Origin of the sequence: Chelatococcus caeni, assembly GCF_014196925.1 — a bacterium.
Classification (GTDB): Bacteria; Pseudomonadota; Alphaproteobacteria; order Rhizobiales; family Beijerinckiaceae; genus Chelatococcus_A; species Chelatococcus_A caeni.
Window position 1 is genome coordinate 216282 of sequence record NZ_JACIEN010000004.1, and the last position, 19924, is coordinate 236205.

Below are 19924 nucleotides of genomic sequence, written 5' to 3' on the forward strand. Positions count from 1 at the left end.
GGCCGTGCGGACCCTGGAGGAACGACGCGACCGATTCTGAGCCCGACTGCCCTTCGCCGGAAGGCCGGTCGCGAGATCGTGCCCGGAACGCTCGTCAGCGCGGCCGGGTCGCCTGCATCGAAGGGCGCTCGGCAAAGGTGGCATACCACCCGGCGAGCGCGGGGTGCGGGTCGCGCCAATTCTTGTCGGCGAAGCGGAAGTCGAGATAGCCGAGGGCGCAGGCGGCGGCGATGCTGCCGGCATTGACCGGCCCCTCCAGCAGCGGCAGCCAATGCTGCGACAGTTCGGCGAGGCCGCTGTCGATCTTCTCCATCTGGCCTGCGTACCACGCATCCCAGCGCAGTTCCTCGGGGCGCAGCACCGTCTCGTAGCGGCACAGGAGAGCCGCATCGAGCATCGAATCGGCCAGCGCCTCCAGCGTCAGGACGCGGAAGCGCTCGGGTCCCTCGGCCGGCAGGAGGCGCGGCGCCTCGGCGAGACTGTCCACATAGGCGCAGATGACGCGGCTGTCGTAGAGCGCCGAGCCGTCCGGCAGGAGGGCCGTTGGCACCTTGCCGGAGGGGTTGTGGGCGACGATCGTGGCGTCGCGCTTCACCGGCCCTGCCGCGGAGGGCAGCAGCGCGATCGCGTCGGCGACGCCCTTCTCGTGCGCGCTGACGAGCACCTTGCGCACATAGGGCGAGGCCGGGGAGTGGAAAAGCTGGAAGGCGGTCATGCGGCTGTTCCGTTTCTGACTGATCGGTTGCGGGATCTGGCTCGCCTTTGCGGCTGGGACACGAAAACACCGCGCGGGTCGGCCTCGAGCCGCTTCATGAGCAGCTTCCCGGCGAAAGTCACGTGCTCGATCATCAGGTGCTCGGCGCGCACGGCCTCGCCCGCGGCGATGGCGTCGGCGATGCGATGATGATCGTCGTGCGAGCGGTAGATGATGTCGAAATTGTCCCACAGGAAGATACGGTCGGACGCCAGCGGCACGTTGTGCGTCTGGTGGACGAAGCTTTGGATCCAAGGATTGTCGGCCGCCGCCATGATGAGCTCGTGGAAGGCGACGTTCATGCGCCGGTAGGCCGGCAGCAGCGCCGGATCGAGCACGCCGCCGGCGAGAATGCGATCCCCCTCCGCCACGAGCTCGCCGAAGCGCGCCAGCGTCTCCTCCGGCAGGCGCCGGCAGGCGGCATAGCGGCAGGCGAGCCCCTCGAGCTCGGCGCGCACGGCAAAGGCCGCCTGCACATCGGCCAGCGAGAAGCTGCGCACCCGATAGCCGCGGTTGGCCTCGTATTCGATGAGCCCCTGCTGCGCGATCATGGCAAGGGCCGTGCGCAGCGGCGTGCGCGACACCCCGAGCATCTCCGACAGATGGTCCTGCTGCAGCCGGCTGCCCGGCTCCAGCTCCCCCTCGAGGATCTTCTCGCGAATGGCGCGGACGACGAGGTCCACGCTGGTGATGTCGGCGGATGAAGACATGTCGCTCATGGTTTCAACCTAGCACGGCCGACGCCGCGCACAAGCCCGTCGGACAAAAAATGGATCCAATGAAGCGCAGTTTGGAACTTTGATCATTGACATGGCGCAATATTGGATCCACTTTTCCGGCCAATGCACGCACAAGAATACGTTCAGGGAGGCATCTGATGGCAACCTTCGCCCTCGTCACGGGGGCTGCCGGCGGGATCGGCCGCGCGGTGGCGGAGCGGCTGGCCGCCGACGGCTTTGCGGTGATCGCGACCGACATGGACAAGGAGCGCGCCGTGGCGGTCGCCGGAGCGCTGCCCGGCGCGGGTCATCGCGGCCTCGCGCTCGACGTCACCAGCGAGACGATGGTCGAGGGCCTGTTCGAGACCGCCGAGGCGGCGGGCGACCGGATCGCCGTCGTCGTGGCGGCGGCCGGCATCCTCCTCCTGCGCGAAGGCGGCGAGCGGCCGCCGCTCACCGAGATCTCGCTTCAGGAATGGGAACTGACGCAGCGCGTCAACAGCACCGGCACCTTCCTGTTGCTGCGCGCCTTCCTGCGCGCCCGCACGCGCCGCCCGGCGCCCGGCGGACGCTTCGTCACCTTCTCCTCCGTCGCCGCCCAGCTCGGCGGCTATCGTTCGAGCTCGGCCTATATCGCGAGCAAGGCGGCCGTCCTCGGCCTGACGAAGGCGGCGGCGCGCGAGGCGGCGGCGCTCGGCATCACCGTCAATGCGGTGGCGCCGGGCCTCATTGATGCGCCGATGCTGCGGCTGTCGCTGTCGCCTGAGGACGATGCGACGGCGGCGCGCAACATCCCGCTCGAGCGCATCGGCACGCCGCAGGACGTGGCGGGAGCCGTCGCCTTCCTCGTCGGCCCTGACGGCGGCTACGTCACCGGCGCCACCATCGACGTCAACGGCGGCTACAGGATGCAATGACATGCGCCGGCTCGTCGACGTCCTGACCACCACGCTCGCGGTCCTCTCCGCCCTCGCCATGGCGCTGATGATGCTGCACGTCACCGCCGACGTCGCCGGCAAGTACCTCCTGCGCGCACCGATCCCCGGCACGGCCGAGGTGGTCGCGAACTACTACATGATCGCCGCCGTCTTCCTGCCGCTGGCATGGGTCGAGGCCCGCAGCCAGCCCATCGTGGTCGACCTCTTCTACACCATGGCCCCGGCCGCGGGGCGGCGGGCCATGGACCTGCTCGGCACCGTCCTCACCATTGCCTTCTACGGCGTGCTGGCCTGGCTCTCCTGGGGCTCGGCCCTGGCGGCCTGGCGCATCGGCGAGATCGTCGAGGGCACCTGGAAGGTGGTGGTCTGGCCGGCGAAATTCCTCCTGCCGCTCGGCCTCGCCATCGCGTGTATCGTGCTCATGCCGCGCCTCGCCGACCTCCTGCTCGGCCGGGATCCCGGCCCGCGCACCGAGCCCGCGTGAGGCAAGGCGATGGACCGCATCGACATCGGCTTCATCGGCATCGCCGCCACGCTCCTCATGATCGGCCTCAGGGTGCCGATCGGGGTCGCCATGGGCAGCGTCGCCTTTGCCGGCATCACGGCCATGATGGGCCTGCGCCCGGCCATCGGCATCGCCAAGGCGATCCCCTACGAGCTCATCGGCGACTGGAATCTTTCGGCCGTGCCCATGTTCCTGCTCATGGGCTATGTCGCCTCCCGCGCCGGCCTGACCAACGGGCTGTTCGGCGCGGCCCGCATCTTCCTCAACCCCATTCCCGGCGGGCTCGCCTCCTCGACCGTCGCGGCGAGCGCCCTCTTCGCCTCGGCGAGCGGCTCGAGCGTCGCGACCGCCGCGGCCTTCTCGCGCATCGCCGTGCCGGAGATGCTGAAGGCCGGCTATTCCCCCTCGCTCGCCACCGGCAGCGTGGCGGCGGCCGGCACGCTCGGCTCGCTCATCCCGCCGAGCGTCCTCTTCATCGTCTTCGGCCTGATGATGGACGTCTCCATCAGCACGCTCTTCGTCGCCGGCATCGTGCCGGGCGTCCTCTCGGCGCTGATGTTCGTCGGCATGATCACCTGGCGCGCCTGGCGCAATCCCGCGCTCGCGCCGCGCGTCGTGGAGCACCACAGCCGCGCCGAGCGCATGGCGCTGCTGCGCGACACCTGGCCCCTGCCCGTGCTCATCGCCGGCGTCATGGGCGGCATCTTCGCCGGCATCTTCACCGCGACCGAGGCCGGGGCGGTCGGAGCCTTCCTCGCCTCGACGATCGCCCTCCTGCGCCGGCGGCTGTCGGTCGAGGTCATGCGCCAGGCGCTGTTCGACACGGCGGTCGGCACCTCGACCATCTTCATCATCGTCGTCGGGGCGGCGCTGTTCGCCCGCTTCGTGGCGCTGTCGACCCTGCCGAACTGGCTGATGACCTTCTTCGACGGCTACAGCGCCGTCACGGTCATCGTCTTCGTCAGCGCGCTCTATCTCGTGCTCGGCTGCTTTCTCGAGAGCATCTCGATCATGCTGCTGACCCTGCCGGTGCTGGCGCCGCTCCTGTCGGCGCTCGGCATCGACCTCGTCTGGTTCGCCGTCATCACGGTGAAGCTGCTCGAGATCGGCCTCATCACGCCGCCGGTCGGCATGAACGTCTATGTCATCCGCTCGAGCCTCGGGGGCACGGTGCCGCTCGGGACGATCTTCGCCGGCGCCGGATGGTTCATCCTGACCGACGTGATCACCCTTGCGCTGCTCATCGGCTTCCCGGCGCTCAGCCTCTGGCTGCCGGGCATGATGGTCCGCTAGCAGATGGCCGCGCCGCGGCCGCCAACCAGGCGCCAAAAAACGAAGCGCCAGTTCTAGGGAGTAGACAGATGAAGCGCCTTCTTGCATCCGTTGCCGCCGGGGCCCTGATGGGCGGGCTCGCCCCGCCGGCCAGCGCCGAGACCTACCAGGCCACCAACTGGATGGCCCCGGTGCACATCCTCAACGAGTTCACCTACCAGAAATTCGCCGAGGACGTGAAGGCGGCCACCGGCGGCGGCATCACCTTCGAGGTCTATTCCAACGGCTCGCTGGTGCCGGCGCGCACGACGATGCAGGGCATCCGCGACGGCGTTGCCGCGCTCGGCGTCGTCTATCCCGGCTACACGCCGTCCGAACTGCCGCTGAACAACGTCGTCAACGACCTCGTCTTCGTCTCCGACGACGATTTCGCCTCCGCCTTCGCCTATACCGAGCTCGGGCTCACCCATCCCAAGCTCATCGCGGAGTGGAAGAAGAACGGCGGCATCTTCGCCGGCGGCTATTCGACGCCGGTCTACAACTTCGTCTGCGTCAAGCCGATCACGGCGGCGGGCGATGCCAAGGGGCTCAAGATCCGCACCGCCGGCGGCGCCCAGACCGCCTGGGTGCAGTCGCTCGGCGGCGTGCCCGTCTCGGTGCCCATCGGCGACGTCTATTCCGGGCTCGAGCGCGGCTCGATCGACTGCACGATGTCGGACCCGACCAACCTCGACAAGGGCAACAAGTTCTGGGAGGTGGCGAAGTCCGTCACCCTGCTGCCCATGGGCGTCGTGGTCGGCGCCAACTACGTCTACAACCCGACCTTCTGGAAGGAGCTGGAACCGGCCCAGCGCCGCGCATTGCTCGACAGCATGGCCGTCGGCGTCGCGCGCGCCCAGGTCGCCTACCACGTCGGCGTGCAGGCGGCGCTCGAAGGCTCCAAGGAGCGCGGCCTCAAGATCATCGAGCCGGCGGCGGACCTTACGGAGAAGCTCGCCGCCTTCCAGGCCGCCCTCGTCGAGAAGCTGCCGCAGACCGCCGTGGCCGAGCGCAAGGTCGAGGATCCGAGCGACGTCATCGCCACCTTCCTCGAGCTGCAGAAGAAGTGGAAGGGCCTGATGGAGGGCGTCGACCGCACCGATGCCGACGCCGTCGCCAAGGTGCTCAAGGATAACCTCTACGCCGGCATCGACGAGAACAGCTTCGGCCTGAAGTGACGGCACCGGCCGGGGGCCTCCCGCCTCCGGCCGGCCTGCCCCAGGAGCATCAAGGACACCATGACCACAGCATCCTCCCGTCCCGCCGCCATCGTCACCGGCGCGGGCGCCGGCATCGGCCGCGCCATCGCCATGGCGCTCGCGGACGACGGCTACCGCGTCATTGTCGCCGAGCGCGACGGCGAGCGCGCCGCGCAGACCGTGGCGCTGATCCGCGAGGCGGGCGGCGCCGCGGAAGCGGCCGTGCTCGACATCTGCGACAGCGCCGCCTGCGCGCAGCTGATCGCGGGCACGGGCGAGCTCGCGGTGCTCGTCAACAATGCCGGCATCTTCGACGTGAAGGATGTCTTCGCACTGACGCCGGAGGACTTCCGCCGCATGTACGACGTGAACCTCGTCGCCCTCTTCGGCCTCTCGCAGGCGGCGGCGCGGGTCATGAAGCCGGGCGGGAGGATCGTCAACATCGCCTCGCGGGCGATGCTCGGGGCGCGCCACTATGCCCACTACGTCGCATCGAAGGCGGCCGTCGCCGGGCTGACGCGGGCGATGGCGCTCGAATTCGCGGACCGGGACATCACCGTCAATGCCGTGGCGCCGGGCGTCATCGAGACCGAGATGCTGCGCGCGCGCTCGGACACCAATCTCGATGCCCTGAGGGCGCTGCAGCCCTCGGGCCGGCTCGGCGAGTCGCAGGACATCGCCCACGCCGTCGCCTTCCTCGCCTCGCCGAAGGCCGGCTTCATCACCGGCCAGGTGCTCATCGTCGACGGCGGCCGCTCGCTCGGCGGCTCGCTCGGCTTCTGACTCGGAGGACCGGACATGACCTCATCCCCATCGCTCGCCGGACGGCTCATCATCGTCACCGGCGCCGCCTCCGGCATCGGCGAGGCGACGGTCGGGCTTCTCGCCGGCGATGGTGCTCGCGTCATTGCGGTCGACCGCAACGAGGACGGCCTTGCCCGCCTCGCTGCCGGCACGGCGGGAGTTGTTCCGCTCTTGGCCGACGTGACGGACCCCGCCCTGCCCGAGCGCCTGTCGCAGACCCTCCAGTCGATCGGCCGTCCACTCGATGGCCTGGTGAACAATGCCGGCATCGGCCGCGGCGGCATGGCCGAGGAGACGGGCGACGCCGAGCTGGAACAGTTCCTGGCCGTCAACCTCGTCAGCGCCTTCCGCCTGTCGCGCTTCGCCGTCGGCGCGATGCGTGCGGCCGGCGGCGGTGCCATCGTCAATGTCGCGTCGATCTACTCGATCGTCGGCGCCACGGCGAGCGCGGGCTACAGCGCCAGCAAGGCGGCGCTTGCCGGCCTCACCCGGCAGATGGCGACCGACTACGGGCCGGAGAACATCCGCATCAACGCCGTCGCGCCGGGCCTCATCGAGACGCCGCTGACGCGCGAGCGCATCGCCAGCGAGACCTGGCGCCGGCACATCTTCATCGAGCAGGCGCCGCTGCGTCGCGTCGGCCAGCCGATCGACGTCGCCCGCGTCATCGCCTTCCTCCTCGGCGATGCGGCCGGCTTCGTGACCGGCGAGACGGTGCGCGTCGACGGCGGCTGGGCCATGGGCCGCTACCCGCGCCCGGAGGCGGCGCGATGAGTTTTGAGGATCAGGCGCCGGCCGAGGCCTACGACCTCGTCGTCGTCGGCTCGGGCGCGGCCGGCATGGCGGCGGCGATCACGGCCAGGCTGCACGGCCTCGACGTTGCGGTGGTGGAGAAGGAGGCGACCTACGGCGGCTCCACGGCCGTGTCCGGCGGCGCCATCTGGATCCCCGACAATCCGAAGATGCGGGCGGCCGGCATCAACGACAGCGCCGAGGCGGCGCTCGCCTATATCGCAGCCGAGGCCGGCAACCGCTTCGATCGCGCGCTCGTCGAGGCCTTCCTGCGCCATGGGCCGGAGATGGTCGCGTTCTTCGAGGCCAACACGGCCCTGCAGTTCGACTGCCGCACCTATTCGCCGGACTATCATCCGGACGTGCCGGGCGCGGCGCTCGGCGGGCGGGTGCTCGACGCCCAGGACTACGATGGCCGCCGCCTCGGCCGTCACTTTGCGCGCCTGCGGCCGCCGATCGAGGATTTCACCATCCTCGGCGGCCTGATGCTCAACCGCATCGACATCGGCCATTTCCTGAAGATGAGCCGCTCGCTGCCTTCGGCGCTGCATGCCGGGCGGCTCGTGCTGCGCCACCTGCGCGACCGGCTCGCCCATCCGCGCGGCACGCGGCTGGTGCTTGGCCAGGCGGTGGCCGGCCGCCTCGCCGAGACGCTGTTCGGCCTGGGCATTCCGCTGTTCCTCGAGACCGGCCTCACCGGCTTCGTGCGCGAGGGCGGGCGCATCGCCGGCATCGAGACCCAAGGCCGGCACGGCCGCCGCACCATCATGGCGCGCGTCGGCGTCGTGCTCGCCACCGGCGGCTTCCCGCACGGGGTGGACCTGCGGGGCGAGACGATGCCGCAGGCCGAAACGCCCCTGCGCTTCCATTCGCTCTCCCCGGCCGGCAACACGGGCGATGCCATCCGCATCGGCCGGGCGGCGGGCGCCCGCTTCGTCACCTCGAACAGCAATCCGGCCTTCTGGACGCCGGTATCGCTCCTGCCGGACGGCGACGGCGGACGCCCCTTTCCGCATCTCTTCCTCGACCGGGCGAAGCCCGGCGTCATCGCCGTCACCCATGCGGGGCGGCGCTTCGTCAACGAGGCGGTGTCGTACCACGACTTCGTGCAGGGGATGCTCACGGCCCTGGCGGAGGACGGGCGAACATCCACCTGGCTCGTCTGCGACCACCGGGCGCTGCGCCGCTACGGCCTCGGCGCCGTGCCGCCCTTCCCCGGCCGCATCGGACCCTATCTCAGCTCGGGCTATCTGCGCCGCGGGCGCACCGTCCGCGAGCTGGCCGAGGCGGCGGGCATCGATGCCGACGGGTTGGCAGCGACGCTGGCGCAGTTCAATACCGATGCCGCCCAAGGGCAGGATACCGCCTTCGGCAAGGGCAGCACCGCCTACCAGACCTATCTCGGCGATGCCGAGGTCGCGCCCAACCCCTGCCTTGCCCCGCTCAGCGCGGCGCCCTTCTACGCCGTCGAGATCTTCCCCGGCGATATCGGCACCAGCGCGGGCCTTGCGACGAATGCCGACGGGCAGGTGCTCGACGAGGACGGCGCTCCGATCGCCGGGCTCTATGCCTGCGGCAACGACATGAACTCGATCATGGGCGGCGCCTATCCGGGGGCCGGTATCACCCTCGGCCCGGCGCTCACCTTCGGCTATATCGTCGCGCGGCACGCGGCCCGGGTGGCCGGGGGCCCCTGAGTCGATAACGGCGCCTGCCGCCTGCCGGCTGAAGCCGCGCCGACCGATCCGACACTGAACCGGCGCCGCCTCCCTACTCGCGCCCCGGCATCACCGGCGCTGCAGCCCGCAAAACGCGCTGCAGCGCCTCGGGCCAACGAAGCCCTCCACACCCTCGCCCATCGCCCGGCACCTGCGGGATGCCGGCAGCAGCGCATGGCGCCCACTTGCCGGCCCCTGCCGCCTCCCCTTCTCCGCTGTTCGAAAGCTCCTTGCAGTCCCTTCTGCACGTCCGCCATTGACGGCCTCGTCACAGCATATATGCTAGTACCTTACATATAAGATGTCGTCGGGGAGGATCATGCACGTCATCACCACGCCTGCGCTGCGGCAGCAGGTTCTCGATGATTTGCGCCGGCAGCTCGGCCCCGGCGCCGTTCTCGTCGGCGACGACGTCCCCGCGCGCAATTGCAACGACTGGAGCCCGCAGGCGCCGCGCCGGCCGGTCGCGGTGGTGCGGCCGCTCGACGCCGCCGGCGTCGCCCTGACCTTGAAGGTCTGCCGCTCGGTGGGCTTCCCCGTGGTTCCGCAAGGTGGCCTTACCGGCCTGTGCGGCGGCGCCACGCCGGAGGAGGGCTGGGTTGCCTTGTCGCTGGAGCGGATGAGCGGCATCGAGGAGGTCGACGCCGCGAGCGCCACCATGACGGTGAAGGCCGGCACGCCGCTGGAGCGTGTGCAGGATGCGGCCGACGAGGCAGGTTTCCTCTTCCCGCTCGACCTCGGCTCGCGCGGCTCCTGCGCCATTGGCGGCAATCTCTCCACCAATGCCGGCGGCAATCGCGTCATTCGCTACGGCATGATGCGCGAGCTGGTGCTCGGCCTCGAGGTGGTGCTGCCCGACGGCACCATCATCACCAATCTCAACAAGCTCCTGAAGAACAACGCCGGCTACGACCTGAAGCACCTCTTCATCGGCTCGGAAGGCACGCTCGGCATCGTCACCCGCGTCGTGCTGCGCCTGTTTCCGAAGCCGCAGTGCACGATGGCGGCCCTGTGCAAGCTCGCCGACTACGACCGGGTGGTTGCCCTGCTCGCTGCCGCCCGCCGCGGCCTCGGGCCGCTGCTGTCGGCTTTCGAGGTGATGTGGCCGGACTACTGGCAGGTGGTGACGGAGCGCGCCGGCGTGCGCAGCCCGGTTGCGCCGGGAGACGGCCTCTACGTTCTCGTCGAGGCACAGGGCACCGACGAGACCATCGACCGGCCCCGCTTCGAGAGCTGGCTCGAGGGCCTCATGGAGCAGGAATTGCTCGTCGACGCGGCCGTGGCGCAATCGCTGGCCGACATCGATGCGTTCTGGGCCCTGCGTGATGCCTGCGCCGAATTCCCGGCCGTGCTCGGGCCGCACGTGTCCTACGACATCGGCCTCGCCGTCGGGCGGATGGACGACTTCGCGCGCCGCTGCAAAGCCGCGCTCGAGGCGGCGATCCCCGGCTGCGACAGCGTCTATTACGGCCATATCGGCGACGGCAACCTGCATCTCGTCACCTGGGTGCCGGGCCTTGCCGCCGCCGCCCAGCCGAAGCCGGCCATGGACGCGATCATCTACGGGCTCGTGAAGGAGCTCGGCGGCAGCATCTCGGCCGAGCACGGCATCGGCACCCTGAAGAAGCAGTGGCTCGGCCATGCCCGCAGCGAGGCAGAGATCGCGCTGATGCGCACGCTGAAGGCGGCGCTCGACCCCTCCGGCCTGCTCAATCCCGGCAAGGTGGTGTGATGATCGAGCGCGCCTTCAAGCTGGTCGACGCCCTGCTCGCGGTGCTGCTGCTCGGCATGGTGGTGATGGTCTTCGGCAATGTCGTGCTGCGCTACGTCTTCAACTCCGGCATCGTCGTCTCCGAGGAGCTCTCCCGCTTCTTCTTCGTCTGGCTGACCTTCATCGGCGCCGTCGTCGCCATGCGCGACGGCTCGCACCTCGGCATGGAGACGGTCCTCCTGATGCTGCCGCGCCGCGGCCGCATCGTCTGCCTCGCGCTCAGCCAGGTCCTCATCCTCGCCTGCTGCGCCATGCTGTTCTGGGGCGCGTGGCAGCAGCACGAGGTCAACGCAACGACGGGCGCGCCGGTCACCGGGCTCTCCATGATCTGGATCTTCGGCATCGCCTATGTCACGGCGGTCGGTATCGGCGCCCATGCGGTGCACAAGCTCTGGCGCATCGCCACCGGCCGTATCCGCGACGACGAGCTGATCGAGGTGCACGAGAGCGAAGAGGCCGTGCCCGGCGAGGTGCGGCCATGACCGTCGCCGTCTTCACCGTCTCGCTTCTCGGCGCCATGGCGCTCGGCATGCCGATCGCCTTCGCGCTCCTCGTCTGCGCTGTCGCGCTGATGGTGATGCAGGGCCAGATCGACGCCACCATCCTGTCGCAGAAGCTCATCGAGGGCGCCGACAGCTTCCCCCTGCTCGCCATCCCCTTCTTCATGCTGGCCGGCGAACTGATGAACGCCGGTGGCATCTCCAAGCGCATCGTCACCTTCGCCCTCACCTGGGTCGGCCATGTCCGCGGCGGGCTCGGGCTCGTCGCGATCTTCGCCGCGGTGGTCATGGCGGCGATCTCGGGCAGCGCCGCGGCCGATGCCGCGGCCATCGGCACATTGCTCATCCCCATGATGCGCCAGGCCGGCTACAACGTGCCGCGCTCGGCCGGGCTCATCGCCGCCGGCGGCGTCATCGCCCCGGTCATCCCGCCGTCGATCGGCCTCATCGTCTTCGGCGTCATCGCCAATGTCTCCATCGGCAAGCTCTTCCTCGCCGGCATCTTCCCCGGCCTGATGATGGGCGCCGCGCTTGTGCTCACCTGGCTGTGGGTGGCGCGCAAGGACAAGGTCGCGATCCTGCCGAAGCAGGGCTGGGGCCTGCGCCTCAAGGCGGGCGTCGACGGCATCTGGGCGCTCGTCATGCCGCTCGGCATCATCGGCGGGCTCAAGTTCGGCATCTTCACCCCGACCGAGGCCGGCGTCGCCGCCTGCGTCTATGCCTTCGTCGTCGGCGCCTTCGTCTATCGCGAACTGCCGCTCAGACAGCTCTATCCGCTGCTCGTAGCCGCAGCGCGCAGCACGGCGGTGGTCGTCTTCCTGATTGCGGCGGCGCTCGTCTCCGCCTGGCTGATCACGCTCTCCGACGTGCCGGGCCAGGTCTCGGCGATGCTCGAGCCCTTCATGGGCAACAAGATCCTCCTGATGTTCGTCATCATGGCGATCGTCGTCATCGTCGGCACCGCGCTCGATTTCGCGCCGACGCTGATGATCCTGACGCCGGTGCTGATGCCGGTGATCAAGCAGGCCGGCATCGATCCGGTCTATTTCGGCGTGCTGTTCATCATGAACAACGCCATCGGCCTCATCACGCCGCCGGTCGGCATCGTGCTCAACGTCATCTGCGGCGTCGCCAAGATCCCCATGAGCGACCTGATGAAGGGCCTGTGGCCCTTCCTGTGGGCGGAGATCGCCGTCTTGTTCCTGCTCGTCCTGTTCCCGGACCTCGTGCTCATCCCGCTGAAATGGCTCTCATAACAACCGGAGGAGGAAACGAAGATGAAGACCAGGTTCTGCTACAAGCTCGCCGGCGCCGGCCTCGCCGCCGCCGTGCTGTTCACCGGGGCATCGGCGCAGGCCGAGTTCAAGGAGCGCACCTTCCGCGTCTCCAACGGCGTCAGCAAGGAGCATCCCATGGGCAACGGCCTTGCCGCCATGGGCGCCTGCACGCTGGAGAAGACCGGCGGCAAGATGAAGATCCAGGCCTATTGGGACGGCGCGCTCGGCAACGACCTCACCGCCACCCAGAGCGTGCGCACCGGCTCGCTCGAGATGGTGCTGACCTCGACCGCGCCGCTCACCTCCATCGTCCCCGAGCTCGGCGTCTTCGACCTGCCGTTCCTGTTCAATAACGAGCAGGAGGCCGACCAGGTGCTCGACGGCAAGGCCGGCGAGTGGTTCGCCGCCAAGCTGCCCGCTGCCGGCGTCATCAACCTCGCCTGGTGGGAGAACGGCTTCCGCCACACCACCAATTCGCGCCGCCCGATCACCAAGGCCGAGGATTTCGAGGGCGTGAAGATGCGCGTGATGCAGAACAACATCTTCATCGACACCTTCAAGGAGCTCGGCAGCAATGCCGTGCCGCTCGCCTTCTCCGAAGTCTATTCGGCGCTGGAGACGAAGACCGTCGACGGGCAGGAGAACCCCTTCAACAACATCGAGAACATGAAGTTCTACGAGGTGCAGAAGTATCTCACCCTGACCAAGCACGCCTACAGCCCGACGCTCGTGCTCTTCTCGAAGAAGACCTGGGACACGCTGTCGCCCGAGGAGCAGGCGGTGCTGAAGAACTGCGCGGCCGTGGGCCAGAAGGAGCAGCGCAAGGTCAACCGCGAGAAGTCCGAGGTCAGCCTCGCCAACCTCAAGGCCCGGGGCATGGAGGTGAACGAGATCACGCCGGAGGAAATGGCGCGCATCCGCGAGAAGGCGCAGGTCATCTACGAGCGCCACGGCAAGGCCATCGGCGACGAGGCGCTGACCCTCGTCTTCGACGAGTTGAAGCGCGTCCGCGGCAACTGAGCGGCGGTCGGCCGGCGCGGGCCCAGGCGGCCCGTGCCGGCCGGCGTCATTGACGGCCGGAGCCTTTCCGGAATGAATGTCCGTCTCCGGAATCAGACATCCCCCTGATGAAATCGTTCAGGCTCGATCCTCCCAAGTCGCTCTCCGCCAAGGTCATGCTGCGCCTGCGCCAGGCCATCATCGAGGGGGAGCTGGCGCTCGGCGCCATCATCGCCGAGGAGACGCTGGCGCAATCCTTCGGCGTAAGCCGTACGCCGGTGCGCGAGGCGTTGAACCAGCTTCAGCTGCAGGGCCTCGTCACCATCCGGCCGCAGGTCGGCAGCTTCGTCTTCCGGCCGAGCCCGGAGGATATCTCTGAGCTGTGCGAGTTCCGCTCCGTCATCGAGCCGCGCGCCGCCGAACTCGCCTTCCGCCACGACAGGGACGGCACGATCGCGGCCATGGCCGCCGCCATCGCCGACATGGAGAAGGCCCTCGAGAAGCGGGACAACGTCGCCTATGGCCGCGCCGACACCGCGCTGCACGAGGCGCTGTTCGCCCATTGCGGCAATTCCTACATCGAGGAATCCTATCGCCTCGCGGCGGGCAAGATCGCGGCGCTGCGCACCAATCTCAGCTCGCCCATCGATGTTCAGAACCCGACCTCCTACGAGGAGCACCGCAGCTTCCTGCGGTTCTTCGAGGCGGGGGACTTCGCGGCCTTCGAGCGCCTGATGGTGGCGCATGTCACCGCCTCCGGCCGCACCTATGTCAAGGTGCTCGAGGAGCGCGCCGGGCGGCTCTGACGTGGCGCACGCTGCCGGTCGTCTTCGCGAAATGCACTTTCCGCCGCGCCGGGCCTCGACCGCATCGTTGCGTCTGCTTAAGAAAGACCTGACGCAGCAAGCAGCATGGGGGCTGGAGCGATCTTGGCATTACCGGTCATCCTGGCGGTCATCGGCGTCCTGCTCCTCGTCATCAGCCTTGCCCAGCCCCTGGCGGGGGCGCTCAGGATGCCGTTCAGCGTGGTGCTGGCCGCCATCGGCATGCTCATCGGGGCCGCGGCCTCCTTCCTGCTGCATACGGAGCTGACCGACGCCTTCAACGAGCCGGCCCGGGCCATTCTCGATTTTCCCATCGGCTCGACGGTCTTCCTCTACGTCTTCCTGCCGACCCTCATCTTCCAGACGGCCCTGACGCTCGACGTGCGCCAGATGATGCCCGACTGGGTGCCGATCTTCGTCCTCGCCGTCCTCGCCGTCGTCGTGGCCACCGCCGTCATCGGCCTTGCCCTCCTGCCACTCGCCGGCCAGCCGCTGCTCGTCTGCCTCCTCCTCGGCGCCATCGTGGCGACGACGGACCCCGTCGCCGTCGTCGGCATCTTCCGCGACATCGGCGCCCCGGCGCGCCTCGGGCGGCTCGTGGAAGGCGAGAGCCTGCTCAACGACGCGGCCGCGATCACCCTGTTCTCGGTGTTCCTCGCCATCCTCGTCGCGGGCGAGACGCCGGGGTTCGGGGATGCGGCCCTCTCCTTCCTCTGGACGCTGTGCGGCGGCGCGCTCGTCGGCCATCTCGCCGCGCGCGCGGCGGCCTGGCTCATCGGCAGGATGCCCGAGCAGCGCTCGGCCGCCGTCTCGATCAGCTTCGCCCTCGCCTACCTCGTCTTCATCGCCTGCGAGCAGTTGCTCGGCGTCTCGGGCGTCATCGCCGTCGTCGTCGCGGGCATGACGCTGAGCCTGATCGGCCCGTCGCGCGCCTCGCCGGACGGATGGAGCTACCTGACCGGCATCTGGGACCAGATCGCCTTCTGGGCGAGCTCGCTCGTCTTCGTGCTCGCCGCCATCCTGGTGCCGCGCCTGCTCGCCAGCCTGTCGCTGTTCGATCTCTTCCTGATCCTCGTCGTCGCGGCCGCGGCACTCGCCGCCCGTGCCGTCATCCTCTTCGCCCTGCTGCCGCTCTTGAGCCTGCTCAAGCTCTCTCCGCCGGTCAGCATCCCCTACCGGGTCGTCATCCTGTGGGGCGGGCTGCGCGGCGCCGTCACGCTGGCGCTGGCGCTCGCCGTGACGGAGAACGACATCGTCCCCGACGACATCCAGCGTTTCGTCGCCATCCTCGCCACCGGCTTCGTGCTCTTCACCCTGCTCATACAGGGCACGACGATGCGCTGGGTCATCTCCTCGCTCGGCCTCAACCTCCTGTCACCCCGCGACGCCGCCATGCGCGGCCAGGTGCTCGCCGTCGCGCTCGAGAACGTGCGCGAGGCGGTCGCCCGCGCGGCCGAGGCCTACCGGGTCGCCTCCGCGACGGCCCTTTCCGAGGCCCGCCGCTACGCCGAACGGATCGACGAGGCGGCGAGCGCCGGGCAGGGCCGGGAGCTGACGGACAAGGAGCGCCTGTCGCTCGGGCTTCTGACGCTCGCCGGACGCGAGCGCGACATCATCATCGAGCGCATGCGGGCGCGCACCGTCTCGGCCGCGCTGCTGCCCTCGCTGCTCGCCCAGGCCGAGACGCTGCTCGACCGCGCGCGGGCGGGAGGCTGGTCGGAATACCAGCGTGCCGCCAAGCAGACGCTTGCCTTCGACTGGAAGTTCGGCTTCGCCCAGTTCCTCCATCGCCGCCTCCATGCGAGCGGGCCGCTGGAGCGCCTGCTTGCGCGGCGCTTCGAAATGCTCTTCGTCGCACGCACGGTGCTCGAGGAGCTGAGCCCCTTCATCGACAGCAAGATCGTGCCCATCCTCGGGCTGCGCGTCGGCGAGGTGCTGCACGAGATCGTCGAGCGGCGGCAGGAGGCCGTCGCCGCCGGCCTCGACGCGCTCCGGCTGCAATACCCGCTCTATGCGGAATCGCTGGAGCGCCGGCTGCTGCGCAAGATCGCGCTGAGGCAGGAGGAGCTCGAGTACATCGTCCTCTTCGAGGACGGCCTCATCGGCCCGGAGCTCTACGACAACCTGCGCCGCTCGGTCGATGCCGACCGCAAGGAGGCGGACCGCCAGCGCCGGCTCGACCTTGCCCTCAACGCGCGCGAGCTCGTCGGCGAGCTGCCGCTGTTCGCGGATCTCACGGGCGAGCAGCTCACGGAAGTGACGAAGCTGCTGCAGCCCCTGTTCGTCATCCCGGGAGAACAGGTCATCCGCCGCGGCGCGCCGGGCGATGCCGTCTATTTCGTCGCCTCGGGCGCCCTCGAGGTGAGCCTGCCGGGCCGCAAGGTCCGCCTCGGGCGCGGCGACGTCGTGGGCGAGATGGCCCTGCTGCACGGCAGGCCGCGCCAGTCGGACGTGCATGCCATCAGCTACTGCTTTCTCCTGCGCCTCGACGTGCGGGCCTTCCAGGGGTTCCTCGCCAAGCACCCCGGCATCCGGCAGAGCATCGAGCAGGTGGCGGCCGAACGTGCGGCCGCGAACGCGGAAGCGGTCGCATAGGTTCGGAACCTACTGTTCCCGCCCGGCCTGCCGCACCGCCGGCAGGGGGCACAGGCCGCCGCAGCCCGGAACGCCGGGCAGCTTGTAGCGCAGGCAGCAGACCTTGCGACGGCGCGTCTCGGCCCCGTCCTCGAGGACCGGCCTGATCGCCCCGTGCATGGGATTGGGCGCCCCGCACGGCAGCACAGCCGCATCGACGAGACGAAGAGCCGCCTCGGCACGCTCCCGCGGTACGCGCGGATGGTCGGCGGCAGCGCGCACCACCCAGTCGAAATAGCTCGCCGCATTGTTCCAGAAGAGCCGCGGCGCGAGCCCGCTGATCGCGACCAGCGCCGCGACGGTCGGCTCCAGGTGGTCCGTGATCAGCGTCTCCAGCACGGCGACCGCGTCGCAAGGGCCGAGGGTCTCGTCCGGCGCGATGCGGGCGGCCCGGCTTTCCCCCTCCTCCGAGAAAGCGAAGGAGACCTGCGACAAGGCCGCGGCCGGCATCCGGTCCGAGAGCATCGCCAAGGCGGCGATTGGCAGGATGGCGCCGGAGAGATGATAGAGGCTCCAGAAGGAGATGGCGGAGGCGCGCAGCCCCGGGTCGAAGCGGGCGGCATAGCGGTCGAGCAGCGGTCCGAGGCGGTCCGGCACAACAAGTTCGGCCGCCGGCAGGAAGTCCCGTTCGTCGTCCGGCCTCGCGACGCGCTCGTGCAGGAGGGCGAGATCGCCGTCGAGGGCGCCATGCCAGTCGTGCGGGGCGGGATGCGCGAGGATGGCCTGCGCTGTGCTCATCCTTCACCTTTTCAGCGGCAGGAAGACCGAGGTGCGGCCCGGATAGCGTTCCGAAGCCTGAGGATCAAGCCGGCAAGGACAATCACCGGTTTTGTGATCCCGTCGCACGGGACATCCGGCGGGTCTTTAGGCGCGTCAGGCCGGCACATAGCCCTTCAGCGCCTTCAGCTGCGCAAGACGCCGGGCGGCGGCGCAGGCATCGGCACGGCTTGCGCAGATGTCGAGCCTGAAAACCCCGCGGCGGCCGATACGTCCGTAGTTGCGGACGAGCGACCATTCGCCGAGAAGGTTTCGCTCGATGGACAAAGCATAGAAACGCGCCATGTTACGGCGGGGATCGATGCGGTGGAGAACGATCATCACGGCTCCCGGACGGGTTTTGGCGACCCTTTCCGAGGAAACACGCCTGGAATCCGGCGTCTAACGAGAGTTATGAATCGATCCGGCGCGAGCGATTCATGCCGCTGATGAGGCCCCAGCCGGAGGTTCCTGCCCGATGATCGATCAAGCCGCCCGCGCCGGAGCGCAGGTCGCCATTCTCTACCAGGCCCTGCCGCCACCCGTCATCGGCGGCCTGCGCAAGGACGCCAAGCCCGGCGGCTATTCCGACAGCGGCGCCGATATCGGCTTCGCCCTTGCCGGAGCCGGGGTGCCGGTCCTGACGCCGGTGCGCGATCCCGATCCGGCGCGGAACCTCGACTGGGTCTTTCCCGACACGCCGCAGGGCATCGTCGAGGCGACCGACCGCGGGCTGGCCGTGCTGTGGGCCAATACGGTGCTGTTCGAGGGGCATCCGCTGGAGCAGGTGATGGGCGAGCGTTTCATCGTTGGCCATCGCCCCGACGCCGTGCAGCGGGTCGATGACAAATTCCTTACCAACGCGCGGCTGCGCGAAGCCGGCCTGCCGGTCGCAGGGTCGATCTTGGCGGCGCGCGAGGCCCGTCATGGCGTTGCGGCGATCGCGGAGATCGATGCGGCCCTTCTCAAAAGTGCGGGGCTCGACCTGCCGCTCGTCGTCAAGCCGGTGCGCGGGCGCGGCAGCCAGGGCGTGACGGTGGTGCGCAGCCTTGCCGCGCTGCAGGCCGCCGCCCGCGACCTCCTCGCCGCGGCAACCTTCGGCGACATCGTCATGATCGAGGAATTCCTGCCGGGCGAGGAGCTGACCGTCGCCGTCCTGCCCGCCGGCCTGCCCGGCCCCGGCGGCCGCATCGCGGAGAAGGCCTGGTGCCTGCCGCCGGTGCGCCGGTTCGACCACCACGATGACGTGGCCCCGTACAACGGCCTCGTCGCCGTCACGCGCAACAGCGTCGCGCTGACGGCGCGCGAGGCCACAGAGCCCGCCGTTGCGGCCGTCATGACCGCCTGCGCCGCCGCAGCCGCTGTGGTCGAGGCGCGCACCATCATCCGCATCGACTGTCGGGCGGGAGCCGACGGCCGCTACCGCCTCTTCGACCTCAACATGAAACCGAACCTCACCGGCGCCGGCAGGCCCGGACGCGAGGACCAGGACAGCCTGTGCACCATCGCCGCGCAGGCGGCCGGCTGGACCTATGCCGACCTTCTCGGTGCGATGCTCGCCGGTGCCTGGCGCGAGAGGGGCGGCTTCGTCGAGCGTCTCGGAGCTGAGGGCGGCTGCTGAGCCGCCCTGCGCCGCGGCGCGTTCAGCCGAAATGCACCTCGACGAGGCCGTGCACGCGCCTGAAGGCGGCTTCCGCCCCTGCGATCACCCGGCCTTCCTCGGCTTCCGTCAGCGCGATGCCGTCGAGGGCGGCGGTGAAGGTGCGCCAGTGCAGGCCGCGGCCGTCGGGATGGCCGGCGAGATGGCGTGCGCCGAACGTCTCCGACAGGCCGAGCACCGCCGCCGCCTTGAGGAGGAAGGCGGCGCCGAGGTTGGAGCCCTCGGCGACATAGAGCCAGCCGAGCGCCGTCGGCAGGTCGGCGCTCGTCCCGAAGACCGGCGCCGCCGCGATCTCCGGCACTGACCCGCCGAGATCGACGATGTCCTGCTCGATCTGTGCCAGGCGTCGCCGGCCTGCGAGATCGGGCAGGAGCACATCGAGCGCCGGGTTCGAATAGAGCGCGTCGATGTCGCGGTGGAAGGCATGCTGCACCGCGAGGAAGCGGCCGTAATTGCCGCGATCGGCGAAGGGCGCACCGGCCATGATGCGCTTGTCCAGCGCCTCATGCGTCTCATGCGTTTGGGCCTTGAGCTGCTTGGCCCGTCCGCTCATCGCCATGGCCTCCGCGGCCGGCCGTTCCATCATGTTCAAGGTCAAATCCCCGTTGCTGTCCGGTTCCGTCATGTTGTCCGCCTTGCTAACGATGGCGGTCATGTGGTCGGCGAGCTCCACCGCGCATCATGTCCGCGCATTTTTTACCGCAATATCTCAATATTGATGATCCCGACAGATCGGAAAACAGCCGGCGGCTTCAGTTTATAA

General features: G+C 69.3%; 19 protein-coding genes. 14 read left to right on the forward strand and 5 right to left on the reverse strand.

The features are described from left to right. Positions 1 to 94: 94 nt before the first annotated feature. Both GGR16_RS17120 and GGR16_RS17125 read right to left on the reverse strand, forming a co-directional pair. The gene (locus GGR16_RS17120; RefSeq protein ID WP_183317388.1) at positions 95 to 715 is read right to left on the reverse strand and encodes a glutathione S-transferase; all 621 of its coding nucleotides are present in this window, start codon (positions 713 to 715) and stop codon (positions 95 to 97) included. Continuing rightward, a complete protein-coding gene (locus GGR16_RS17125) occupies positions 712 to 1473 on the reverse strand; it encodes a GntR family transcriptional regulator (RefSeq protein WP_183317389.1) in 762 nt (253 codons plus the stop codon). Before GGR16_RS17125 ends, GGR16_RS17120 begins: the two co-directional genes overlap by 4 nt. Before the next feature lie 158 nt (positions 1474 to 1631). On the opposite strand from GGR16_RS17125, the gene GGR16_RS17130 reads away from it, so the two are divergent. The 13 genes from GGR16_RS17130 to GGR16_RS17190 all read left to right on the forward strand — a co-directional run bounded on the left by GGR16_RS17130 (position 1632) and on the right by GGR16_RS17190 (position 16706). Next, positions 1632 to 2390 carry an SDR family NAD(P)-dependent oxidoreductase gene (locus GGR16_RS17130; RefSeq protein ID WP_183317390.1) on the forward strand — a complete coding sequence of 253 codons (759 nt, stop codon included), beginning with the start codon at positions 1632 to 1634 and terminating at the stop codon, positions 2388 to 2390. A 1-nt stretch (position 2391) separates the two neighbouring features. Continuing rightward, entirely contained in the window at positions 2392 to 2895 is a 504-nt protein-coding gene (locus GGR16_RS17135) for a TRAP transporter small permease subunit (RefSeq protein ID WP_183317391.1), read from the forward strand. Between the two features lie 9 nt (positions 2896 to 2904). Further along, on the forward strand, positions 2905 to 4209 hold the full coding sequence (locus tag GGR16_RS17140; protein WP_183317392.1) for a TRAP transporter large permease: 1305 nt from the start codon (positions 2905 to 2907) through the stop codon (positions 4207 to 4209). A 68-nt stretch (positions 4210 to 4277) separates the two neighbouring features. Next, the gene (locus GGR16_RS17145) at positions 4278 to 5405 is read left to right on the forward strand and encodes a C4-dicarboxylate TRAP transporter substrate-binding protein (RefSeq protein ID WP_183317393.1); all 1128 of its coding nucleotides are present in this window, start codon (positions 4278 to 4280) and stop codon (positions 5403 to 5405) included. 60 nt (positions 5406 to 5465) lie between these two features. Next, a complete protein-coding gene (locus GGR16_RS17150) occupies positions 5466 to 6209 on the forward strand; it encodes an SDR family NAD(P)-dependent oxidoreductase (protein WP_183317394.1) in 744 nt (247 codons plus the stop codon). Between the two features lie 15 nt (positions 6210 to 6224). Next, positions 6225 to 7004, forward strand: coding sequence for an SDR family NAD(P)-dependent oxidoreductase (locus GGR16_RS17155; protein ID WP_019402655.1), 780 nt, complete (start codon positions 6225 to 6227; stop codon positions 7002 to 7004). Beyond that, positions 7001 to 8719 (forward strand): FAD-dependent oxidoreductase, encoded by a 1719-nt coding sequence (locus GGR16_RS17160; protein ID WP_019402654.1) that lies wholly within the window; start codon positions 7001 to 7003, stop codon positions 8717 to 8719. The genes GGR16_RS17155 and GGR16_RS17160 overlap by 4 nt, the downstream gene beginning before the upstream one ends. A gap of 340 nt (positions 8720 to 9059) precedes the next feature. Further along, positions 9060 to 10472, forward strand: a complete 1413-nt coding sequence (locus tag GGR16_RS17165; RefSeq protein WP_019402653.1) for an FAD-binding oxidoreductase — start codon at positions 9060 to 9062, stop codon at positions 10470 to 10472. Continuing rightward, a complete protein-coding gene (locus GGR16_RS17170; RefSeq protein ID WP_183317395.1) occupies positions 10472 to 10993 on the forward strand; it encodes a TRAP transporter small permease in 522 nt (173 codons plus the stop codon). Before GGR16_RS17165 ends, GGR16_RS17170 begins: the two co-directional genes overlap by 1 nt. Continuing rightward, positions 10990 to 12267, forward strand: coding sequence for a TRAP transporter large permease (locus GGR16_RS17175; RefSeq protein ID WP_183317396.1), 1278 nt, complete (start codon positions 10990 to 10992; stop codon positions 12265 to 12267). Before GGR16_RS17170 ends, GGR16_RS17175 begins: the two co-directional genes overlap by 4 nt. 21 nt (positions 12268 to 12288) lie before the next feature. Then, entirely contained in the window at positions 12289 to 13308 is a 1020-nt protein-coding gene (locus tag GGR16_RS17180) for a TRAP transporter substrate-binding protein (RefSeq protein WP_183317397.1), read from the forward strand. Positions 13309 to 13415: 107 nt separating this feature from the next. After that, positions 13416 to 14093, forward strand: a complete 678-nt coding sequence (locus GGR16_RS17185; protein ID WP_183317398.1) for a GntR family transcriptional regulator — start codon at positions 13416 to 13418, stop codon at positions 14091 to 14093. Positions 14094 to 14216: 123 nt separating this feature from the next. Next, complete coding sequence (locus GGR16_RS17190; protein WP_183317399.1) at positions 14217 to 16706, forward strand: cation:proton antiporter; 2490 nt, start codon at positions 14217 to 14219, stop codon at positions 16704 to 16706. Between the two features lie 9 nt (positions 16707 to 16715). Here GGR16_RS17190 and fhuF read toward each other — a convergent pair whose 3' ends face one another. Continuing rightward, on the reverse strand, positions 16716 to 17483 hold the full coding sequence (gene fhuF / locus GGR16_RS17195; protein ID WP_183317400.1) for a siderophore-iron reductase FhuF: 768 nt from the start codon (positions 17481 to 17483) through the stop codon (positions 16716 to 16718). A gap of 135 nt (positions 17484 to 17618) precedes the next feature. Continuing rightward, positions 17619 to 17843 (reverse strand): WGR domain-containing protein, encoded by a 225-nt coding sequence (locus GGR16_RS17200; RefSeq protein ID WP_183317401.1) that lies wholly within the window; start codon positions 17841 to 17843, stop codon positions 17619 to 17621. Between the two features lie 136 nt (positions 17844 to 17979). Here GGR16_RS17200 and GGR16_RS17205 point away from each other — a divergent pair, with 136 nt between their 5' ends. Continuing rightward, a complete protein-coding gene (locus tag GGR16_RS17205) occupies positions 17980 to 19122 on the forward strand; it encodes a D-alanine--D-alanine ligase family protein (protein WP_183317402.1) in 1143 nt (380 codons plus the stop codon). Between the two features lie 22 nt (positions 19123 to 19144). Here the strand turns inward: GGR16_RS17205 and GGR16_RS17210 are convergent, their stop codons facing one another. After that, positions 19145 to 19744: a biliverdin-producing heme oxygenase gene (locus GGR16_RS17210; protein ID WP_183317530.1), complete on the reverse strand. Its 600-nt coding sequence runs from the start codon at positions 19742 to 19744 to the stop codon at positions 19145 to 19147. Positions 19745 to 19924: the final 180 nt, after the last annotated feature.